General features: G+C 47.4%; 16 protein-coding genes. 5 read left to right on the forward strand and 11 right to left on the reverse strand.

Annotated elements, in window-relative coordinates:
* Positions 1-140 precede the first annotated feature (140 nt).
* Positions 141-533, reverse strand: coding sequence for a hypothetical protein (locus V7S65_RS18365; protein ID WP_336387497.1), 393 nt, complete (start codon positions 531-533; stop codon positions 141-143).
* Positions 534-720: 187 nt separating this feature from the next.
* Between V7S65_RS18365 and V7S65_RS18370 the strand changes: the two genes are divergently transcribed.
* Positions 721-2,676, forward strand: a complete 1,956-nt coding sequence (locus tag V7S65_RS18370) for a sensor histidine kinase (RefSeq protein WP_336387498.1) — start codon at positions 721-723, stop codon at positions 2,674-2,676.
* Entirely contained in the window at positions 2,657-3,292 is a 636-nt protein-coding gene (locus V7S65_RS18375; RefSeq protein WP_336387499.1) for a response regulator transcription factor, read from the forward strand. Before V7S65_RS18370 ends, V7S65_RS18375 begins: the two co-directional genes overlap by 20 nt.
* Positions 3,293-3,355: 63 nt before the next feature.
* Here the strand turns inward: V7S65_RS18375 and V7S65_RS18380 are convergent, their stop codons facing one another.
* From V7S65_RS18380 to V7S65_RS18410, 7 genes are all read right to left on the reverse strand, one after another.
* Positions 3,356-3,907: a ferritin gene (locus V7S65_RS18380; protein WP_336387500.1), complete on the reverse strand. Its 552-nt coding sequence runs from the start codon at positions 3,905-3,907 to the stop codon at positions 3,356-3,358.
* A gap of 99 nt (positions 3,908-4,006) precedes the next feature.
* A complete protein-coding gene (locus V7S65_RS18385; RefSeq protein ID WP_336387501.1) occupies positions 4,007-4,744 on the reverse strand; it encodes a protein phosphatase 2C domain-containing protein in 738 nt (245 codons plus the stop codon).
* An 88-nt stretch (positions 4,745-4,832) separates the two neighbouring features.
* Positions 4,833-6,143 carry a RagB/SusD family protein gene (locus V7S65_RS18390; protein ID WP_336387502.1) on the reverse strand — a complete coding sequence of 437 codons (1,311 nt, stop codon included), beginning with the start codon at positions 6,141-6,143 and terminating at the stop codon, positions 4,833-4,835.
* Between the two features lie 19 nt (positions 6,144-6,162).
* Positions 6,163-9,312, reverse strand: a complete 3,150-nt coding sequence (locus V7S65_RS18395) for a SusC/RagA family TonB-linked outer membrane protein (RefSeq protein WP_336387503.1) — start codon at positions 9,310-9,312, stop codon at positions 6,163-6,165.
* 150 nt (positions 9,313-9,462) lie between these two features.
* Entirely contained in the window at positions 9,463-11,949 is a 2,487-nt protein-coding gene (locus tag V7S65_RS18400; RefSeq protein WP_336387504.1) for a glycoside hydrolase family 9 protein, read from the reverse strand.
* 64 nt (positions 11,950-12,013) lie between these two features.
* Positions 12,014-14,398, reverse strand: a complete 2,385-nt coding sequence (locus V7S65_RS18405) for an ABC transporter permease (RefSeq protein WP_336387505.1) — start codon at positions 14,396-14,398, stop codon at positions 12,014-12,016.
* Between the two features lie 139 nt (positions 14,399-14,537).
* A complete protein-coding gene (locus V7S65_RS18410) occupies positions 14,538-14,906 on the reverse strand; it encodes a hypothetical protein (protein WP_336387506.1) in 369 nt (122 codons plus the stop codon).
* 58 nt (positions 14,907-14,964) lie between these two features.
* Between V7S65_RS18410 and V7S65_RS18415 the strand changes: the two genes are divergently transcribed.
* Complete coding sequence (locus V7S65_RS18415; RefSeq protein ID WP_079469530.1) at positions 14,965-15,360, forward strand: SRPBCC domain-containing protein; 396 nt, start codon at positions 14,965-14,967, stop codon at positions 15,358-15,360.
* A 49-nt stretch (positions 15,361-15,409) separates the two neighbouring features.
* Here V7S65_RS18415 and V7S65_RS18420 read toward each other — a convergent pair whose 3' ends face one another.
* Both V7S65_RS18420 and V7S65_RS18425 read right to left on the reverse strand, forming a co-directional pair.
* Entirely contained in the window at positions 15,410-16,048 is a 639-nt protein-coding gene (locus tag V7S65_RS18420) for an SMI1/KNR4 family protein (RefSeq protein ID WP_079469531.1), read from the reverse strand.
* Between the two features lie 39 nt (positions 16,049-16,087).
* On the reverse strand, positions 16,088-16,915 hold the full coding sequence (locus V7S65_RS18425; RefSeq protein WP_079469532.1) for a metallophosphoesterase family protein: 828 nt from the start codon (positions 16,913-16,915) through the stop codon (positions 16,088-16,090).
* Between the two features lie 212 nt (positions 16,916-17,127).
* Here V7S65_RS18425 and V7S65_RS18430 point away from each other — a divergent pair, with 212 nt between their 5' ends.
* Positions 17,128-18,645: a malate:quinone oxidoreductase gene (locus V7S65_RS18430; RefSeq protein WP_111576860.1), complete on the forward strand. Its 1,518-nt coding sequence runs from the start codon at positions 17,128-17,130 to the stop codon at positions 18,643-18,645.
* 204 nt (positions 18,646-18,849) lie between these two features.
* Positions 18,850-20,211, forward strand: coding sequence for an alpha-L-fucosidase (locus V7S65_RS18435; protein WP_336387507.1), 1,362 nt, complete (start codon positions 18,850-18,852; stop codon positions 20,209-20,211).
* A gap of 459 nt (positions 20,212-20,670) precedes the next feature.
* Here V7S65_RS18435 and V7S65_RS18440 read toward each other — a convergent pair whose 3' ends face one another.
* Positions 20,671-21,066 (reverse strand): DUF1634 domain-containing protein, encoded by a 396-nt coding sequence (locus V7S65_RS18440; protein ID WP_111576861.1) that lies wholly within the window; start codon positions 21,064-21,066, stop codon positions 20,671-20,673.
* Between the last annotated feature and the right edge of the window lies 1 nt (position 21,067).

The raw sequence follows: 21,067 nt of genomic DNA on the forward strand, positions 1-21,067 counted from the left end.
ATTATACAGTTCCGGCCATTTGAATGTTGCCGGATAATAAAAAAGGGCCGGCCAAAAAGCACTATTTACTTTTTGGCCGGCCCTTTTTCAGGGTATCTTTTCCGCAATAGCCAGGTTTGAATAAAACCGTTTTTGCCGCATTAAAATTTGTAGGTGAGCATAACGCTTAATGCCACACCTGGATTGGCTGATTCTTCTTTTTTTAGTTCTCCATCTACATAAATGCCTACTTTCAGCCTGGAAGTGCTACCAGTGCCCACTCCATTTACAACGATATTGGCGTTGTATGCGCCTGCAGGAGCCGTTAGCTCAGGGCTGGTCCAGGAAGTACCGCTAAGATTGATAGCGCTATGGGCGTCGCCATCTACCCCGTAAGAGGCTCTGTCGATAGTTCCACCTCCGGAAGCTTCTGCTTTAAACACTACTTTGTGCGTAGCGGGAGGGTTGTTATCATCATCATCCTTATCTTTGGAACAGGATGCAGTAAGCATTGCTGCAAACAGGATACTCGCAATGGATAATTTTCTGTACATATGCTATAGTTTGAAAATGGTCTACGCTGAATTAACCCGGCTTTTATGCCAGTACGTGGAACAAAATTACTTATGAAAACAAGGGCAGCCAATGCCGTAAAATGGTCATTTTGCATATAGCTGTTTTCAGTCATTCTCTTGATGTATCTTTATTATTACGATTATATGTAACAACTTGCAAATTGTTATGAAGCTACTTACACTCGTACTTATTCTTATACTGTCGGCAACCCGGAGTTATGCGCAGCAGGCTCCCGGGAGATATGATAAGGACAGTCTCGCCCGTGTTCTTGAACAAGCAACAAATGATAGTGTCAAAGCGCGTGTGAGCTTTCTCCTGGCAGACGAATGGGAAGATAAAGACACGCTGCTGTCTAAAAAATATGTGCAGCTGGGTAAAGGATTCAGCAAAGGTCATCCATTTCTGCAGGGCGTATCCCTTTTCTACGAAGCCCGGAAACTGGCCCCAACAGCACCCGATTCGGCCGCTAAGGTTTTTATGCACGCAGAAAATATCCTGAAGAAATTCCCGGGCAAAGAAGCATTGCTTTTCCGTTCCATGTGCTGGCATGATTACGCACGGGTATTCCACTTTGAAAAAGATGATCCGGAAACCTATGTGAACCTCCTTGTAACCCAGGCAATACCATTGGCACAAAAGTCAGGCGATCAACGCTACCTGGGGAAGAACTACCTGGATCTTGCCTACGGATTTAAAAACCTGAAAGAATATGCCAAAGCAAAAACATACCTGCAGCTGGCAATTGAAACATTAAGAAACGAAAAAGGAAATACCCGGTACCTGGCTACCGCTTATCATACCTTGTCAGAGAACTATTCACTGTCGGGCGACTCCGCAAAAGCCGCCTTGTACCTTGATAGTATGCGGGTGTTACTGACTCCTTACCCCGAAGCAGACGAGTGGCTGGATTACTATGCAGGCGAAAGTATGCGGCTTACCATCGCGGAAAAATTTGACCAGTCCCTTGCGGTTTCAGAGAAAGGTATTGCTTTAGCCCGGAAACTGCATCAACCATATCCCGAACAACGTTTGCTGCTGCAAAAATTTTATGCGTTATACAATAAGAAGGATCTGCCGGAAGCCCGTCGTGTAGCCCTCGACCTGTACAGTAAACTGCCATTTATGAATACTTCAGCTAACAGGCTTTTACTATATTATGGACTGGTAGCAACCAATGAAGACATGAAGAATATTCCGGAAGCCTACCAATGGTTGAAACGTTATAGTTACCTGAGTGACAGCGTTGCACAAAGTAACCTGGAAACAAAAATCAATGCGCTGGAAATAAAATTCAGGAATGCGGAACATCAGCGGAAAATTACGGAACTGAATGCATCCAACGACAAGGCGAACTTCGCATTAAAACGAACCATCTTGTTAAGCTGGTTGCTGGGATTGGTAAGTGTACTTCTATTTATAATCTTACTGCTGGGTTACTTCTTTTATAAAAATAAAAAGAGAACAGCCCTCCAGCAGGAACAGATCAAGGTTTCACACGCCATGCTGCAAGGCCAGGAAGAAGAACGCAAACGGGTAGCGCGGGATCTTCACGACAGCCTGGGAGGCTTACTGGCTTCCACCAAAATCAATCTTTCCAGAATTGCCGGCAGTGGAAGTACCGGTAACCGCCCGGAACTGGAAGGGATAATCGGCCAGATGGATACCTCCGTAACAGAGCTAAGACGGATTGCGCATAATATGATGCCCGAAATGTTGTTACGACTCGGGCTTGAAGCTGCACTGAAAGATCTTTGCGATACATTTGAATCCGAAAAAACAACCGTTCGTTTCCTGTGCTTCGGGATTCAACCAAACATCCCGCAGGGAGAACAGGTGATCATTTATCGCATTGCACAGGAGTTACTGACCAATGCAGTAAAACATGCCGGAGCAAAAAGCATCCTGCTACAGTGCAACCAGCGGGATAACAGATTTTTTATTACTGTTGAAGATGATGGTACCGGTTTCAATAAAGATGTCCTGCATGAAAATCAGGGCATGGGCTTTATCAATATTAAAACCCGGGTGGCCTATCTGAATGGTAAAATAGAGATCCTTTCCAGGGGGAACCAACCTGGTACTTCCATAAATATTGAAGTGTATGTTACAACAGAAATATAAGCTGGCCATTCTTGATGATCACCCGGTGGTGCTTCAGGGGCTGGTCAATGTTCTTTCCAGGGAAGAGGCATTTGAAATTGCAGGTACGTTTACCAACACCGGGGACTTCCTCCAATTTTTCAATGCCAACCCGGTTCATGTGGTACTGCTTGACATTATCCTTCCGGACGGAAACGGGATGGACCTGTGTAAGGAAATCAAAACAACAGCGCCCGATACCATTGTGCTGGCGTTGAGCAACCATGATCAACGCAGCGCCATTATGAAAATGCTTGAAAACGGCGCAAGTGGTTACCTGCTAAAAAACGCCTCTGTGGAAGAACTGGTGCGCTGCATCCACGACGCCCTTCAACACCAGATCGTATTTAGCCATGCCATAAAAGAAATTATCGCCCGGCCGGGATTAAAGGATACAAAAGACGCCCCGGTACTGACCGCCAGGGAACTGGAAATCCTGAAACTTATTGCTTCCGGCATCACCACCAGGCGCATTGCTGAAATGCTTTTTCTAAGCAAGTTCACCGTTGAAAATCATCGTAAAAATCTGCTTCAGAAATTCCAGGTAAAAAACGTTGCAGGGCTTATCAGCTCCGCAAGCCACCAGGGGCTGCTCTGATTGAATTAACAAACTAACTATAGGTCTGCCTACATCACACCTGTAACACCTCCTGGAAGCGCACTACGGATTCTCTACCGTTTTTGTTTCTGCCAGCTCCGCCTCATCGGGTTCTTTTTCCAGGTCACGATCCAGGGCATATAATGCTTCACCGGTAGCCTTTTCACCACCCGCCACTTTGATCTTATCCAACAGATTCAATGCCAGCGTTTCTTCTTCCGTTTGTTCTTTCACAAACCATTGCAGGAAATTCCACGATGCCCAGTCGCCTTCATCAAAGCTCATCTTCACCAGCTTATAAATTCCTGCTGTATTATTAATTTCCTGCTGAAATACCTGTTCGAAACAATTTTGTACACTGACAGGATTTGCCGGTGGCTGCGGAATAGCAGTTATCTCCACTTTTCCTCCTCTTTCCAGGATATATTCCAGGAATTTCATCATATGATTACGCTCTTCGTTGGCGTGACGGAAGAGGAAATTGGCAATTCCACTATATCCTTCACTTGCAGCCCAGGCGCCATAAGATAAATAGATCTGCGCTGCCAGTGCTTCCTGTGTCATTTGATTGTTGAGTCCGGCCTGTAAGCTGGCTGAAAGCCTGTTCTTGTTCATGATAGTAGTTTTTAGGATGAGTGCAGTTCGCTAACAATGAAAGGCCAAATCAAAAACTACACCATAACGGTGTGGGGCTGCTCCTGTGTTTGCTTCACTTCACCTTATCATCCTTATCACTGCCAGATCATCTGTATGATTCAACCCAAACTTATGCTCTATCAATTTCAATTTTCTATTCAGCATTTCTTCATTCCCCCTCCCTGTCTGATCATTTAACAGGAAATCTACGGGGTTTATCACCTCGGAGTTTTCAGGCGCCGCCACCCTGGTGAAGGTTTCTATACCATCAGTAGCAATACTGACATCAATCAATTCATGAAGAAATATTTTCTGCAACTGAGATTCATACCAATGATCAAAATCTTCCGACAGATGATAGCCCAGGTAATCTGGTTTATTATCCTGGTCAAAAGTAATCATGGCGCCGTTAATGTTAACTACTCCATCTCCCACCACCAGCACTACACCTTTATCTGCGCTGGTATCTGCCAGCAAAATAATTAACGTAGTCAGCAACTCTTCTCTTTCCAGTTGCAGTTGATTTTTGAGGATTTTTAATTCTGAGAATAATTCCTGTAAGATGATTTTAAGATAATCATCCAGTGGCATTTCGGGATGTTCTTTGGAATAAAAGAATTTGTAGCTTAGCGACTTACAAATCTTTCTCAGCAGCTTACCTGTCAGCGAAGAAATAAGATAACTATCCTTTCCCATTGTGCAGCCATCCATTACTGCACAGATAATTTTATTACTATCAATATGATCGAAGAAGAGATAATCTTCGCAATGGTTAACATGATAGGCGCCTATCTGGAGGGTAGTGTATATTTCCATACTTAAACATCAAGATAGCAACTTTACCTACTATTTCAAAACGATATTCAGGCTGCCGCGGGGTCGCGGCAACCTGAATATTGCGTTATTAAAATGCGGGATCATCCGGTGTGTTCGGGTTATCATTCCGTTCTACAAACGGATATGGGAAATAGCTCCGCTTCCGTTCTGATACGGGGCGTCCGAACCTGCGGCTATCTGCCAGTTCCTGGGCACCCATAAACAATTCTATTCTGCGATGTTTATAGATCAACGTCAGCAACTCCGCTTCGGTAGCTGCAGCTACTGGTGGCAATGCTGCACCAATACCAAATGCATCTTCAGATGCTTTCTTGGTAACCACCTTGTTCAGGAAAATCAGACCATTCAGGATATCATGCTGACGGGCATATGCTTCTGCTTTAATCAGCAGCATTTCTCCCGGCAGGTAGATAGGCACTGAAGTTTGGGTACTTCTGAAGAAACCGCTGATATTAAACTTAGGTTTAACAGGCCGGGCGATATAAAATGGTACCCGCTGATCGGCCAGATCCGGTTGTATAGGCACTGGTAATCCCATCGTGGAATCTACCACGTTATAGATGTTGTTGGTAGCCGTTACCAATGTAAAGATGGGATTGGTGATCTGCGGATTAAAGGAAAGTGTGGAGCGTACATTCAGGTTCACTTTGTCGGCGGCGGCGATGGCGCCTGGGTAATCGCCGGCATACAGTGCATACCGGGCTTTCAGCGCATACAGGGTATTTACGATATCCACGCTATCCGGGATATTGGCTAAAAAGCTATTTCCTATAGGCGTGGCCGTTACTGTACTGATGGCATTGTCCAGTGCGGCGGCTGCCATTACATAACCCTGCTTTCCGGGAACAAACTTCACTCCGCCGGATGAAAGAACAGGCGTACTGGTATTTTCCGGTACCTGTTCCCAAAAGTTGGCCTGTACTCCGAGAGCGAGGGCTTTAAAAATAGTAGTATAAGCAATGAGGCCGCTGGCAAAGCTTTTATCTGTAACAATGGCGCCGGTACGGCGTATAACACTATCAGCTTCATACCGGATCTTATTGGATACGTTCCACATACCGGTAACCACCACGTTGGTGGTGAGCACTTTACTTCCGCCTGCGCCAAGCTGCGCTTCATCTGTATTACCCGGATTAGTAACAAAGGTTTCTCCAACCAGCAAACTACCGGAAGTTACCGTGGTATATAACAATCCTGTACGATCCTTTGTATACCAGGTTTGCAAACCTACTGCTACATTCGCCAATGTGGCGGGAGAGCTGTAAGCCCCTTCTGATGAAGGCCCCGATGGATCCTGGTAATCTTTCTTACACCCGGTGAAGGTGAAGGTGCAGAACAAAGCGATGGCGAGGATACTATATTGCATATGTCGTTTCATGATAGCTCTTTTTGTGTGATTAAAATTTTGCGCGGACAGACAGGTTATAACTCCGGGGCACCGGCACGGCGCCAAAATCAATTCCACGCAATACGGTACTTTGTCCGGCCGCATTTAATTCCGGATCGTATCCTTTGTAGTTGTCCCAGGAGATCAGGTTCCTGCCACCCAGGCTTACCGTTAAATCGCTGAGTCCTTTCAGCTTACCAAAGCTATAGCTAAAGGCTACTTCCCGCAGCTTCACAAAGGAGCCGTCATCAATTCTCCATTCCTGTATGTTGTAATTACCCGCAATAAAACCACGGGGGAGCAATCCGAGATCTTCCTGTTCAGCTACTTTTCCGTTATCCACACCTTGCCTGGTCCGCCAGTCGGCGTTGAATACATCTCCACCCTGCACAGCATCTATCTGTATATGCAGACCCAGTTTTTTATACTGGAAATCATTGGTAAGGGTACCTGTCCAATCGGGGTTGGGATCACCTATTTTTTTATTCAATGCCGTAGTACCTGCTGGCGGTAAACCGGTAGCCGGATCACGTGCAACCGTATACGTTAGTGGCGTATTTTGTTTACCTGCTTCTGTAACCGGTATGCCGGCAGGCGTTTTCAGCTGGTTACCATTTTCATCCCTGGCGAAGAAGGTACCATAGAAAAAGCCGATCGGCTCTCCGTTGGCAATACCCACAGGAGCGCCGCCCACGGTGTTATAGAGGATCAGCGACTGTCCTATATCCACCGCTTTATTGCGGTTACGGTTATAGATAGCAGTCAGGTTCCAGTTGAAATTTTTGGTCTTCACCGGCATTACATTCAGCACTACTTCCACACCGGTGTTCTCCAGGGTACCGATATTATCCTGGTAAAAGGAGTAGCCTTTGGTGGGAGCAACTGCACGGCTGATCAACAGGTTTTCCACGCGCTTTTTGTAGTAGTTAACGGAGAGGCCTACACGATTATCCCAGAATGCCAGGTCCGTACCTACTTCCAGTTCCTTCTGCTTTTCAGGCTTCACATCGGGATTTGTATAAGTAGAAGGCGACTGGAAAGCAGCAGCTCCTATGAAAGCAGTAGCATCATAGGTATTGTAACGGCCGTATGCCGGGATACCGGTAAGGTTGCCGGATTCACCATAGGCTGCTCTCAGTTTCAGCAGGTTCCACCATTTGGATACGGACGATTTTTCCCAGAAATCTGTACCGGATATCACATAGCTGCCACTCAGTTTGGCGTACAGCTGGTTCCTTTCATCTACCCCAAATACGGAGGATCCATCCACGCGCAGGGCGCCTGTAATAAACAGCTGATTACGGTATTTAAAATTCTGTTGGATATATTCCCCGGAAATAGATAGCTCGGTGCGTTGATCCGCGCCGGGAATAATAGTAGTGGCTTTGTCTGCTGTTTGTACAAAAGGAGGCAGCCCTCTTCCCTGTTCCAGGGTGTAGTGCATTTTCTGATACTGTACAGAGTAACCTACCTGTGTTACCGAACTGAGTTTATCGCTGATATCCCAGTTGTAGGTAGCATTGAGGTCGTGGTTGATCAAAAAGGAATTGTTATTACCTGCGCTGGCATAACCATTCTGTGCAGGGTCCAGGTCTGGGCCGCCGCCAAAAAAACCAGGACTTACAAAATAGGCGAATGCAGGCATGAAGGTGGTACCTTCCTGGTTATAGTTGTCGATACCCAGCCGGTAATCAACCGTAAGATTTTTGATTGGGCGCAGCTTGATGCCGGCGCCGGCAATCACCCTGCCTACATGTTGCTGCTGTTTAAAGTCTTCCATGATAGACACGGGGTTTACGCGGCCGCGTTCTCCCACTTTCATCAGCTGACCTAAGGCATTCCGTTTTTGTATATCGTAGTAGTTACCGATGATGGTTACGCCATTCATGGGAGAATAGAACGTGTTACCATCGGGTTTTTCATTTGCTTTGCTGTAAACATAGTTTAGACTGGCACTGAAGCTCACCCAGCTGGCCAGCTCCTGGTCCAGGTTCAAGCGGAAACTGAACCGGCTGAAATCTGTTTTATTGATAATTCCCTGGTTATAAAAGTAACTGCCGGATGCGTAGTATTTTGTTTTGTCTTTTCCACCGGCTACGGATATATTATTATCCGTTCCTACGCCGGTACGGAAAATATAATCCTGGTAGTCGTACCTGTTTACGGGTGTAGTACTCACTATAGCAGGCGACAGGATATTTTGCGTAGAGTCGTCCGGGGAGCCGCCAAACTTTACCGGGGCGCGGTTCACATCCAGTTTTTTGCGTAGCTGGTTCACCGAAAAAGTGGTGGAGAAATTAACCACCGGCGCACCGGCGCTGCCTCTTTTGGTGAAAATCTGTACCACGCCGGCGTTGGCGCGGGAACCATAGATAGCTGCGGCAGCTGCGCCGTTCAGCACTTCTATGCGTTCAATATCTGCCGGGTTAATATCAGAAATACGGCTTTGTCCTACGTTACCTACAAATTTGTTTCCTGCACCACCGGCCGGATCGGCTGCTCCGCCAACACCGTAGCTCGGATCGGCATTGGTTACGCGCGTAGTAGAGTTATCAATGATTACTCCGTCGATGATATACAGAGGTTCTGTAGAACCCGATATCGTACTGATACCACGGAGTTTTACAGAGATGCCGCCCGCAGGGTCCCCGGAGTTCTGGGAAATCTGTGCACCGGCAGTTTTGCCTTGCAGGGCTCCCAGCACGTTACCCGAGCCGCTTTTGCTCAGCTCATCCGCTTTTACGGTGCTGATGTAGTTACCCAACTGCCGGCGTGTGGTACCTTCGGAGGTACCCGTTACCACGATCTCATCCAGTTTGGATACTTCTGCAGACAGCTGAATATTTTGCGTGTAGGTGTTGGTGCCGGCACTTACTACCAGCACCCGCTCACCGGCGGCAAAACCAATACCTGAATACCCCAGTGTGTAATTACCCGGCTGCAGGTTGCCACTGATGGTATAACGTCCATCAACATCTGTTTGGGCGCCCAGTTTTGTATTCTTCACCACCACCGTGATTCCGGGAATAGGGGATTGCTGGTTATCCGTTACCTGGCCTGAAATTTTCACCTGCGCATAGGTAGCAATGGCCAGCACGTTCATGAACAGGAATAGCAAAAAGGACCGGCCTTTAGCCATCTTCAATAGAAACAAGCTCATAGAAAAAATTTAGCGGGTTTAAGTTTGGTCGATTACAGTCATGGGTAGTATACTAACTACCCGTCTTAATTTTGGTTGTCTTTGTTTTTATTCACATTCATCCGTTTAAGTTCGCTAAAAATTGGCAGGTCACCAAAAGGACCATGATTGTTATTGCAGCACCTGTTCCAATGTATTGAAATGATATCCGCGCTGCTTCAGCGTGATGATCAATGTACCCAGCCGGCGATAAAATTTATCCGTTCTGCGGGGATCAGTGCCTATATGCGTCAGCAACAGGAAGCCGTTCAAACCGGCGGGGCGGGAGGCTTCATATTGCAGAATGGACTGATAAATTTCCGCCGAGGTACGGTATTGTTTTCCCAGCGCCGGATAAGTATAATCAGCATTGGAACGGGTGCCGGGTGTAAAGTTAATCAGCTGTAACCCCGCTGTGGTAGTCCATGCCACGATGCTGTCGTTATACCATTCATACGCAGGCAAAAACCAGGGAGCAGCTTCTTTTGAAATCCCTGCTGCCGCCATTTTTGTATAGTTGGCCTGCAGATCGTCGAGGAACTGTTTTTTTGTAACCAGCAAACTATCCCTGTTTTGCCAGTCGCAATACAACAGGTGCTGATCACCGTGCGCACCTAAGTAATGCCCGTCTGCTTTCAGCTGCCGGATGAGCGCCTGGTGAGCGGGTTGCTGATAAAACTTACCGGTAAAAAAGAATGCGGCTTTTACGTGCTGTTGTTGCAATGTATGGCGGATTACTTGTGCGCCGTCCGCATATTCATCTCCTGTAAAAACAAGTGTCAGTTGTTTTTTACTACTATCTCCCCGGATTAATCCTCCATGATCATATTGCCGCTTTCCGGCCCCTTCCTGCGCTTTGGCGGCCAGCAGGTATACCAGGGAGGCCGTACCATCCATTGTAGGCTCATTGGTGCTGTAATCGCCCATATCGTCGTGATACACGGCGAGGTCGCTTTGAAACGCGGCGTATTCATCCGGGTTTGACAAGCGGATGCCGATGAGATTTTTGTAGATGTTGGTATATACAGGTCCGTCTACCAGTCCGCCATCTACCGGGTAGTGACCAATAGCGGAAAAGGCGGCATGTGGATCTGTGGGTGTATCTCCATCTGCCGGCAGCCCGTAAACCATGCTGGTGCCCCAGGGATTACAGCCAAAGAGCCAGTCGATGTTTGCCTGTTCCAGTGCTGCAAAAGTATTTTTATTGCTGAGTTGCCGGTACCAGTAACACTGGATGGCAAAAGCGGCGGTCAGGTTATTACTGCACCAGATAAATGGTATACCGCGATAAAATGCGTTATGCTTCGCTTTATTCCACACCTGTTGGATACCGGTTTCATAATAACCGGTAAGCCGTTCCCTTTCTGCGCCGGTGCTTTGCTGCGCCAACGCATAATGCCCGAGGTTGATGAACGGATACCACTGGTAATGGTTGGCGGTATCGGCGCCCAGCCACGGCGTTACTTTTTCCTGCGCGGCATAGCCTGCGGCGGCCTGGCGGTATTGCGTTTCTTTGGTGATGTGGTACAGTTGTGCAGCAGCCAGTTCCATGTCATCGGTCCAGTTGTCTTCTGCATAAATGTAGGGCGATAATACAGATGCCGTTTGACATACGCCGGGTTGTTTTTGTCCCATCTGCCAGGCGGATAGTGCCCGCGTTTTCAATAACTGTGCATATGCCGGCGCTGCTGTTTTCAGTAAATCATATCCGAGTGCGAAAGCGCTGGAAAACTTTCCTGCCGTAGATGCTACACCGGTGCTTTTGTTTTTGTATTTACCGAGTCCCTGCGGTTTCCCGGTGCAAAAATATACGGGGCGTTCAAAGCCTTTGCCATAAAAATTATCTTCACCGGGTAAGCGGAGCCCGTGATGATCGCGGTCGTCGGCTACCTGGTTAAACATCACGTTATCCGACGGATGCATTTTCAACAGCCAGTCGAGGCCCCATTTTGCTTCATCCAGCACATCGCTGATATGATTGCTACCGGGAAGGCCATTGGCCGAATATCGATCTTCAAAAACACCCGGAAAATCGCGGTAAGCTGCCAGCAGGTGAAAGGCTGCATTGGCGGAAGTAGTTACATACTGGAGGTAATCGGTGGCATCATGCCAGCCGCCAACCACGTCGATATGCGTACTGTCGGGCATGGGGCCGTACATGGTGTAGCCGTCGTGCGTATGACAGGAATCTTTAAGTGTCGGATTAAACCCGCTTCGCTGCTGCCGCATGTAACGCAACAAAAAACCGGGTGTGCCTGCATATACGTTATCGCCTATACGAAAAGCAGGAGAAGTGATGCTGTCTGTTTTCAGGTAATATTTTCCGGGAGATGAATAAGCGGAAAAGTCCAGCCGGCAGGTTTGATCAAATGGGCCGTAGGCGCCGAAAGGCGTACCTGTACTTCCTGTAAAAACAACTTTACCGGTAGCTGCTGACACCAGTTGAAACGTGCGGGGTTGTGTAATTCCTTTGCTGCCCCATACTGCTACTTTAACCCCACCGGGAAGATATCCGAGCTGGTTGATACGTATCCATGCAGCAGGCGCCTGTGCATAGCTGCCGGCAGCTATGCACAGTAAGAATAACAGGTATGCAGCAAACAGCCGGATGTTTTTCATTATTCAATGCGGGTTGAGGATATTCAATAAAAATACCTTTTTTACCGCACAGGGAAAAGAAAAATTATTCTGCCCGCAGGCTCTTCACCGGGTTAGCCAGTGCTGCTTTTGCAGCCTGGTAGCTTACGGTGAGCAGCGCTATCAGCAGGGCGCCCATCATGGTAAAGGCAAATATCTGCCATACAATGGTGGTGTGGTATTCGTATTGTAACAACCATTTGTTTAAGCAATACCATGCTATGGGAATCGCAATACAGCAGGAAATGGTGACCAGGATCACGAAATCTTTCGACAACATTTTCCACAACTGGTATACGGAGGCGCCCATTACTTTGCGGATGCCTATTTCTTTGGTACGTTGTTCCGCGAGATAAGAAGCGAGGCCAAATAGACCTAAACAGCTGATCATGATAGCCAGCACCGCAAAGAAGGTAGAGAGCTGCCCGATGCGTTCTTCTTCACTGAATTTCTTTGCATATTCTTCGTCGGCAAATTTATATTCAAAAGGTGCAGCCGGATTATATTTCTGCATCACGCTCTGGATAGCAGCCATCGCTTTACCAGTGGTCACGTCCGGGTTGATCCGGATGTTTACAAAATTGCCGGGTTCACTCAACAGGTAATAAATAGCCGGTCTTACTTCCTCATAAGGCGAGGCCATGATCATATTATGCACCACGCCAAGCACGTGATAATCCAGGCTATCCTTGCGGATAATTTCACCCACCGGGTTATCAAATCCCATGTACTTCGCAGCCGCTTCATTCAAAATAAGTCCCATTGAATCAGAAGCAAACTGCTCTGAGAAATCACGGCCTGCAATAAACTGCCAGTCTACCGCTTTTCCATAATCCATTCTGCCGCCAATCACAACAAAACCTGTTTCCTGGTCAGATCGCTGCCCTCTCCATTTATAATTGCCCGCGCTGGCCCATATGTCTGTGAGCGGCCCCTGCGACTCCGATACGGCGGTAACCAGGCCAGAGCCTAACAATTCATTCTTGATCACTTTATAGTTGCGGTATATTTCCGGGGTGGTCATTTGTATGGAAAGCAGGCCGCTGCGGGTATATCCTACCGGGCGGTTTTTCGCAAACTGGATCTGCCGGTAAATAACAATGGTGCCGATGATTAAAATAATGGATACGGTGAACTGTACTACGATCAGCGCTTTGCGCGGCACGGCGGCGAAACGGCCGGCGCGGAAAGTGCCTTTCAATACTTTCAGCGGCTGAAAGGAAGATAGATAAAGCGCCGGGTAGCTGCCTGCCAGTAAGCCGGTGAACAAACTAAACCCGAGGCCAATCAGCCAGAACACCGGGCTGCCCCATAAGATGCCAATATGTTTATTGGCTACCTGGTTAAACCAGGGCAGCACTATTAATACAATCAATATGGATAACACAAAAGAAAAGAATGCCACCAGCACAGATTCGCTCAGGAACTGCCAGATCAGCTGCCGGCGCATGGAACCAATGGCCTTACGGATGCCTACTTCTTTTGCGCGCTTTTCCGACCGGGCGGTGCTCAGGTTCATAAAGTTGATACAGGCCAGCATTAATACAAACAGTCCTATCATTCCAAACAGTTTCACATAACGTATTTGTCCGCCGGTGTTCACGCCATTTTCAAAAGAGGAATACAAATGCCACTTCCGCATCGGGTGCAGGAATATTTCTCCTTTCACGCCGGGGTCGAGGGTTACGTGCGGTGCTAATACCTGGTTTATTTTTACAGATACTTTATCCATATCCGCATTGTCTGCCAGCTGTACAAATAATTTCGTGATGTTGAAGTTCCAGTTGTCTTTCATATCGCCTATCCAGGTCCAGTTGCTTATAAACAACGACCACGGCGCAATATAATCGGTGTTGCTAAAGGAAGTATTTTCGGGCAGGTCTTCATATACACCGGTTACTTTCAGTACGAGGTTACGGTTGTTATCCATCTTCACCAGCTGGTCCATTGGATCTTTGTCGCCAAACAAAGCGGTGGCCAGGCGGGCAGACAGTAGTATCGACGCCTGTTCTTTCAGGCCGTTGCGGGTGCCTTTCAGCATCTTCAAAGAAAGCATTTCAGGAGTTCCGGGTTCTGCAAAAGCACCGTTGCGGGTAAATTTTTTCTCTCCTGCGGCAAGGGTATGTGTGCCATCTGCAATCATGACTACCTGTTTAAAGTCGTCGGGATAGGTGCTACGCAAAGCCGCTGCCAGGGGAATGGGCAGGGAATTAAAAGCGCCCGCCTCGTCGCCCTTCGACATCCGTTGCCATACGTTTGCAATACGGTCGTAGTTGGCATGGTACTTATCGTACGACAATTCATTCCAGATCCATAGCCCTATGAGCATGGTCACCGCCATGCCGGCAGATAAGCCGAAGATGTTGATAAAGGAGGTACCCTTGTTCTTCAACAGGTTCCTGAAAGCTATTTTCAAATAATTTCTGATCATGGCAAGGCGGATTTGATAGACGCCCCTAAAGACACAAGAAAACCGCCATAGTTGCATGGCCTTATCCACAAAGGATTACAGGGGAAGCGCCGTTCGTTTTTTGTCCGGAAATGGACGATAAATGCCCGGAAATGAACAATCACGAAGGCTGCTGAAGGATCACGCACACGTCTTCTGCATCTCTCAGGGCAAATTCCAGCGCACCCCAGGGCTGAAGCCTTATTTCCGGTAAATTGGGATGCAGTAATTCAGGGTGACTTCCTTTCACCAACGCATATGCCGCTTCTATATCATCGGTTTCCAGCCTTATTTCGGGTCTGTCTTTGATAGCCCATTCATGACTTTCAATGAGGTGGATCACCAGGTTATCCCGCTTGATGATGCAAAACGGCTGTTCCCCGCTGTCATCACGGTAAGCCTCCGAAAAGCCCAGCGTATCCACAAATAGCTGCAAACCCACATTCATATCCGAATAAAAGATATTCGGGATCAGTTTGGTTAGTTGCATATGCTCAATTTTTACAGAAAAGTAAATAATAATTCATCAATTCAGTAGCTTTGAAACCATGAAAGATTACAAAAAACATTTTATACTCGCTGCCCCGCCTGAAGAAGTATATGCGGCACTCACCAATCCCGCCACCATTCAGCTGTGGACAGGCGAAGTAGCTGAAATGTCGACAGAGCCGGGTTCTGAATTCGCGTTATGGGAAGGAAGTATTGTAGGTAAAAACCTGGAATTTGAGCAGGACAAAAAGATTGTACAGCAATGGTATTTTATGGATGATGAAGAGGAAGAAGAAGAAAATCCATCGATCGTCACCATCAAACTGCATCCATCTCCAAAGGGTACAGATGTGGAGCTGAAGCATGTTAATATTCCGGATGAAGCTTATGAAGATATTATTGCCGGCTGGAATGAGCAGTACTTCGGCTCGCTGATAGATTTTTATAAAGACTAAAATAAATGGCGCCGGCTAAAAATGTGAGCTTACATTTTTAGCCGGTTTATTATCCTCTTGTCTGGTAAGGGAAGCTGCTATCCAGCCATTCAAAGTTCATTTCTTTCTCTACAATTTCGTGCAGGGCCACGTTGGTCAGTCTCCCAAAATTATATACCGCTTCTATGATCCCCGCCTGGTGTGGTGTCAGGTAAGGCGCATGTGTGCGCAGGAAGTTGCTGCAGTTTTCTTTCATATTACCATGCGCAATCAGCGAAGGGTTCCTGGGATCCAGGTCTGTTACTGCTTCCAGCATTTGTAAGAAGATAAAGTCCTGCAGGTTTTTAGCCAGGATACAGGCTTCATTGGAATCATGAAACACCTGTACAATGGGCACATCGTCGCCATTTTGCAGGTTGTAGTAAAAAGCGAACCAGTCGCCGGCGCCGCTCATGGCAAAGGGAACAAACTGGTGTACGGGATCTGCGAAGAGCAGTCCTTCATCCATTTCTTCGTCCACCGTGGTCAGGTCCATTATTTCAAGATCGTTGGCATATAACAGTAAAGGCGGTGCGGTTTTGATAGCAGGGTATACTTTATCCAGCCAGTCTTCCCCAAACTCCCCCCAGTTCAGCATACCATCCTTATATAATTGTTTATAGAGCGTTGGATAGGTAAATCCGTAGTCTTTTTCAAGTTCCTCCAGCATAGATTTTCTTTTTGCATCCCGATTGGACCAGCAAAATAGCTAAACTTTCGGAAAAACCCGTTCGTTCTGTCTTTTCAGTGGGTTCATAATAAAAGAGAGCAGGCTGCCATCTTCTTTTAACTCCACTACCCGGAAGCCGTGATAGCCAACTCCCCAGCTGCCGCCTACGTGCCCGTCGAACAGGAAGGGGATGGGGCAGTTGTCGAGCATTTTAACGCTGTCCTGGTCATGGTCATGTCCGTTAAAGATGGCCCTGATATTAGGATATTTCCGGATCAGTGTTTGGAATTCCTGGCAATCCAGCCCGTTATCCGTCCATTTTACCGGGGTAATATGTATGAAGATGAATATGTTTTGCGCCGTTTTGTATTGTTCCAGTTTTTGTGCGAACCAGTCGACATCAGGGCAGATATATTTTCCTTTTTCATCGGCGGTGTTGCCGAGGAGGATTACGTGGTTGCCCATTACAATGTCGTGATTGAGCGGCATTCCCCATGCCTGTTCCCAGGCGGCAGCGGGCACCATGTCGTGATTTCCGTGGGTAACCAGCAGTTTGGGATGCAATTGTTTCAGTTTGGCGGCGGCGGGCAGCAACAGGGCGGGATCATTGTGGATGATATCTCCGTTGAGCGTAAAAAATTCGCAGGGATACTGGTGCTGGTATTGGTTAAAGGCCGTTTGCAGGTCCAGGAAGTATTGGTCGTAATTGGTTTTAGGTTCTCCATAGTGCCAGTCGGACCCAACCGCAAAGCGGAAAATGGTTTTACTGTCGAAATGCCGTGGCGTTACGGCGTTTACGATTTTACCACAGGCAGAAATTACTACTGCTGCGGATACTCCTTTTAAAAACAGGCGTCTGTTCATCATAAAATAAAAATAAACTTTCCGGGCAGTCAATTATTTCATTGCCAAATGCTTAACCAAAATATAAAATTATATATACGCCGTGACAAATTCAAAACTTTCAATCCGTTCAGAAAGAATTGTAATAATATTGTTAAAGTGTAGTAAACGAGCAATTTATTCTCCCTGCATAAGTGTTTTGATTGTAACTTTGCACCTCGAATAAAAATGGGGTTATGTTTAGAAGCAAGAGTACAGCTGGAACAGGTCCGGATGTGGTTTTAATCGGCGCCGGGATCATGAGCGCAACACTTGGAATGCTCCTGAAAGAGCTGGAACCTGAGTTAACCATTGCAATTTTTGAACGACTGGACGTGGCAGCTGCAGAAAGTTCCGATGCATGGAACAATGCCGGCACAGGACACTCCGCATTTTGCGAGTTGAACTACACGCCACAGAAACAGGATGGATCAGTAGACATAAAAAAAGCGGTGAACATTGCAGAGCAATTTGAAGTGTCCCGTCAGTTTTGGTCCTACCTGGTAGAAAATAACATCATTTCCAATCCTCACAACTTTATACAGGCTGTTCCCCACATGAGTTTTGTTTGGGGAGAAGAGAATGTGGACTACCTCAGAAAGCGCTACAATGCGCTTCAGCAGTGCCATCTGTTTAAAACGATGGAGTATTCAGAAGATCCGGAAAAGCTGAAAAACTGGATGCCCCTGGTTATGAAAGGCCGCGATGCCTCCCAGAAAGTAGCGGCTACCCACATGGAAATGGGTACAGACGTGAACTTTGGCGCTTTAACCCGTGCCTTGTTTAACCACCTCGAAAAAATGGATGGTGTGAGCATGCACTTCAACCATGATGTGCGTGACTTTAAAAAAGAAGACGACGGCAGCTGGACCATCAAGGTGAAAAACCGTGGTACCCGCGAAAAACAATCCATCAACACAAAATTCGTATTCATTGGCGCCGGCGGCGGTTCCCTGCCGTTACTGGAAAAGTCGGACATTCCGGAAGGAAAGGGTTTCGGCGGTTTCCCGGTAAGCGGACAATGGCTGCGTTGCAATAATCCTGAAATAATTGAACAGCACCGTGCAAAAGTATATGGCAAAGCCTCTGTGGGCGCGCCTCCTATGTCGGTGCCGCATCTCGATACCCGCATGATCGACGGACAAAGAGCTTTGCTGTTTGGCCCTTATGCCGGGTTCTCCACCAAGTTCCTGAAAAATGGTTCCTTCATGGACCTGCCTTTATCCATCAAAGCCAACAACATCGTTCCAATGGTGTCTGCCGGTTTGGATAATATTCCGCTGACCAAATACCTGATTGCACAGGTAAGGCAAAAGCCGGAAGACAGGCTGGAAGCGCTGAGGGAATATTTCCCCGAAGCCAAAATGGAAGACTGGGAACTGGAAATTGCCGGACAACGTGTACAGGTGATTAAAAAAGATCCTGAACATGGCGGCATCCTGGAATTTGGTACCGAAGTAGTAAGTGCTGCCGATGGCTCCATTGCGGCCCTGCTGGGTGCTTCTCCGGGCGCTTCTACCGCAGTATCCATCATGCTGAACCTGCTGAAACGCTGCTTTAATGAAGACGTGCAAACAGAGGCATGGCAGATCAAACTGAAAAAAATGATCCCTTCCTACGGACAGTCGCTCCTGAACAATCCTGCCCTCTGCGATGAGCTGCGTACCTGGACCACCCAGGTGCTGGAACTCCGCGAAATGGAAATGGCGCAATAATATTCCTTAGTTGGATATTTTATTCCTCCCCCGGGAATAAAATATCCAACTAAAAAAATACCAGCTTCCGGTAAAATCAGCCCATTCCAGACCAGTTTTTTTACAGACATTTATGTGAATTCAACAAGATCAGCGCGTTAAGCGCTTATTTTTATACCTGTTTTGCAATCGTTTGCATAACCGTAATAACTTCCACATATGTTTATGAAAAAACTCACGTTATTCCTGATGGTGCTGTTATCTGCAGCAGCTCTTCACGCACAGAACACCCTCACCCGCGACCAGCGCATGCAATGGTGGCGGGATGCCCGCTTTGGAATGTTTATCCACTGGGGCGACTATGCCCTCCTGGCGGGCAACTACAAAGGACACCAGGTAGGCCGCGGCGGCGAATGGATCATGAACCGCGGCAAAATACCCTTACTGGAATATCAACAATTCGCCAAACAATTCAATCCCGTTAAATACGACGCCGACGCCTGGGTAAAAACCGCCCGGGATGCAGGTATGAAGTACATCGTGATCACCGCCAAGCACCACGATGGTTTCGCTATGTTCAAATCTGCCGCCAGCAAATGGAATATTGTGGATGCCACGCCCTACGGTAAAGATGTACTGATCCCGCTGGCAGCAGCCTGTAAGAAATACGGCATCAAACTGGGCTTCTACTATTCACAGGCGCAGGACTGGAACAATCCCGGCGGCGCCGCCGCCCGCAAAGTGGCCACCGAAGGCTGGCCCAACCCCGATTCCGCTAAATTAGATGCCTACACCCAGGCTAATACCGGCCACTGGGACCCGCTGCAAACCTCCGCTACCATGTCGGACTACATCGATAAAGTAGCCGTGCCACAGGTAAAGGAACTCCTCACCAACTACGGCGAAGTAGCTGTGCTGTGGTGGGATACCCCTACCAATATGACGGATGAATACGCACAAAAATTACAGGATGTGCTGAAGCTGCAACCCAATATCATTACCAACGACCGATTAAAAAGACCCAACTTCCCCGGCGATTATAAAACGCCGGAACAAAAGATCCCGAATCAGTCGGAGCTGGATGGCCGGGACTGGGAAACCTGCATGACCATGAACGGCACCTGGGGCTATAAAGACTACGACCATAAATGGAAAAGCACGGAAACGCTTATACGCAACCTGGCAGACATCGCCTCTAAAAACGGCAACTACCTCCTGAACGTAGGCCCTGATGCGCTGGGGCAGTTCCCGGAAGGCAGCCTTACCGCCCTGAAAGGAATCGGCCAATGGATGAAAGTAAACGGCGCCTCCATATATGGCACGCAGGGAAGTCCGCTGCCAGCCCTGGAGTGGGGACGCTGCACCCAAAAAATAAAAGGAGCTAACACCACGCTGTACCTCCACGTTTTCAACTGGCCTGCCGATGGTAAACTGCATGTTCCCGGTGTGAAAGGGACAGTGAACAGCGCCCGCCTACTGGCAAACGGAAAACAACTCACCACTACCCGCAACGGGGAAGAGCTGGTGATCAATGTGCCTGCAACGGCTCCGGACAGCATGGACACGGTAATAGCGGTGACGCTCTGATATTGCCTGGGAAATGCTTTATTTATACTTAGCAGATACTTAGCACATGCTTAATACATGGAGATTCCCCGGAGGGGACGTGGAGGGGACGTGGACTTGATCATGGAACCCTTTACCACAGGGATTTACAGGCGAAAAGGTGCAGGGTGTTTATGCAGGCACTGCCATATAAGCGAAACGGAGTACCGACGTACCAGAAAAAATACGTGAGCGGCATTAATCAATGTTATTGAATGCCGCTCACCTTTTTTAATTATTTAAGGAATAGCGATGGTAAAAGCTTCTTAATTTCACTGAATCTTCCAAAAAACCTATAAAAAGCTAAAAATAAAGAGAAAATACTGGATACTAAATTAAAATCTGGTCAACATCTATCTTCCAAAAATCCATCCAAAATCACAAAAAGTAAATCAGCAAAATCAGTGTAATCCTGAGAAAGACAACCTCCGCTAAAATCCGCTACCCTACCACTCCACCCAGCATACTGAACAAAATAATACCCAGTACCAGTAGTGTAATACCCACATAGAGGTAATCTTTCTCTATTAAAAAAGCGATCACTGAAAAGGCTATACGAATAATGGGGGTGGCAATTAATAACACAATCCCCAGCTGGATAATATTCATGCCCTTGTTTTCCATCACGCCCTGCCAGATCCCCGGCAGGTTGGTCAGTCCTTCCCTGACACCGGTGAAGTCGCCATAGGAAGGCTGTTCATGACCATGACGAACGAGGTAAATCACACCGCCAACAAATACGATGATACTGGAAACAATAACGCCTATACGTAGTTGTTTGCCTATAAGCTGCTGGATATCTTTATCCCGGAAATACTTTGAGAGTGCCTGTTTCATG

The organism is Chitinophaga sp. CCNWYY40 (assembly GCF_037483205.1).
Taxonomy (GTDB): Bacteria; Bacteroidota; Bacteroidia; order Chitinophagales; family Chitinophagaceae; genus Chitinophaga; species Chitinophaga ginsengisegetis.

What these genes read in the sequence shown, in the direction of transcription:
- V7S65_RS18365 (WP_336387497.1), bottom strand. Translation starts at nt 533, where the DNA reads ATGTACAGAAAATTATCCATTGCGAGTATCCTGTTTGCAGCAATGCTT.
- V7S65_RS18370 (WP_336387498.1), top strand. Translation starts at nt 721, where the DNA reads ATGAAGCTACTTACACTCGTACTTATTCTTATACTGTCGGCAACCCGG.
- V7S65_RS18375 (WP_336387499.1), top strand. Translation starts at nt 2,657, where the DNA reads ATGTTACAACAGAAATATAAGCTGGCCATTCTTGATGATCACCCGGTG.
- V7S65_RS18380 (WP_336387500.1), bottom strand. Translation starts at nt 3,907, where the DNA reads ATGAACAAGAACAGGCTTTCAGCCAGCTTACAGGCCGGACTCAACAAT.
- V7S65_RS18385 (WP_336387501.1), bottom strand. Translation starts at nt 4,744, where the DNA reads ATGGAAATATACACTACCCTCCAGATAGGCGCCTATCATGTTAACCAT.
- V7S65_RS18390 (WP_336387502.1), bottom strand. Translation starts at nt 6,143, where the DNA reads ATGAAACGACATATGCAATATAGTATCCTCGCCATCGCTTTGTTCTGC.
- V7S65_RS18395 (WP_336387503.1), bottom strand. Translation starts at nt 9,312, where the DNA reads ATGAGCTTGTTTCTATTGAAGATGGCTAAAGGCCGGTCCTTTTTGCTA.
- V7S65_RS18400 (WP_336387504.1), bottom strand. Translation starts at nt 11,949, where the DNA reads ATGAAAAACATCCGGCTGTTTGCTGCATACCTGTTATTCTTACTGTGC.
- V7S65_RS18405 (WP_336387505.1), bottom strand. Translation starts at nt 14,398, where the DNA reads ATGATCAGAAATTATTTGAAAATAGCTTTCAGGAACCTGTTGAAGAAC.
- V7S65_RS18410 (WP_336387506.1), bottom strand. Translation starts at nt 14,906, where the DNA reads ATGCAACTAACCAAACTGATCCCGAATATCTTTTATTCGGATATGAAT.
- V7S65_RS18415 (WP_079469530.1), top strand. Translation starts at nt 14,965, where the DNA reads ATGAAAGATTACAAAAAACATTTTATACTCGCTGCCCCGCCTGAAGAA.
- V7S65_RS18420 (WP_079469531.1), bottom strand. Translation starts at nt 16,048, where the DNA reads ATGCTGGAGGAACTTGAAAAAGACTACGGATTTACCTATCCAACGCTC.
- V7S65_RS18425 (WP_079469532.1), bottom strand. Translation starts at nt 16,915, where the DNA reads ATGATGAACAGACGCCTGTTTTTAAAAGGAGTATCCGCAGCAGTAGTA.
- V7S65_RS18430 (WP_111576860.1), top strand. Translation starts at nt 17,128, where the DNA reads ATGTTTAGAAGCAAGAGTACAGCTGGAACAGGTCCGGATGTGGTTTTA.
- V7S65_RS18435 (WP_336387507.1), top strand. Translation starts at nt 18,850, where the DNA reads ATGAAAAAACTCACGTTATTCCTGATGGTGCTGTTATCTGCAGCAGCT.
- V7S65_RS18440 (WP_111576861.1), bottom strand. Translation starts at nt 21,066, where the DNA reads ATGAAACAGGCACTCTCAAAGTATTTCCGGGATAAAGATATCCAGCAG.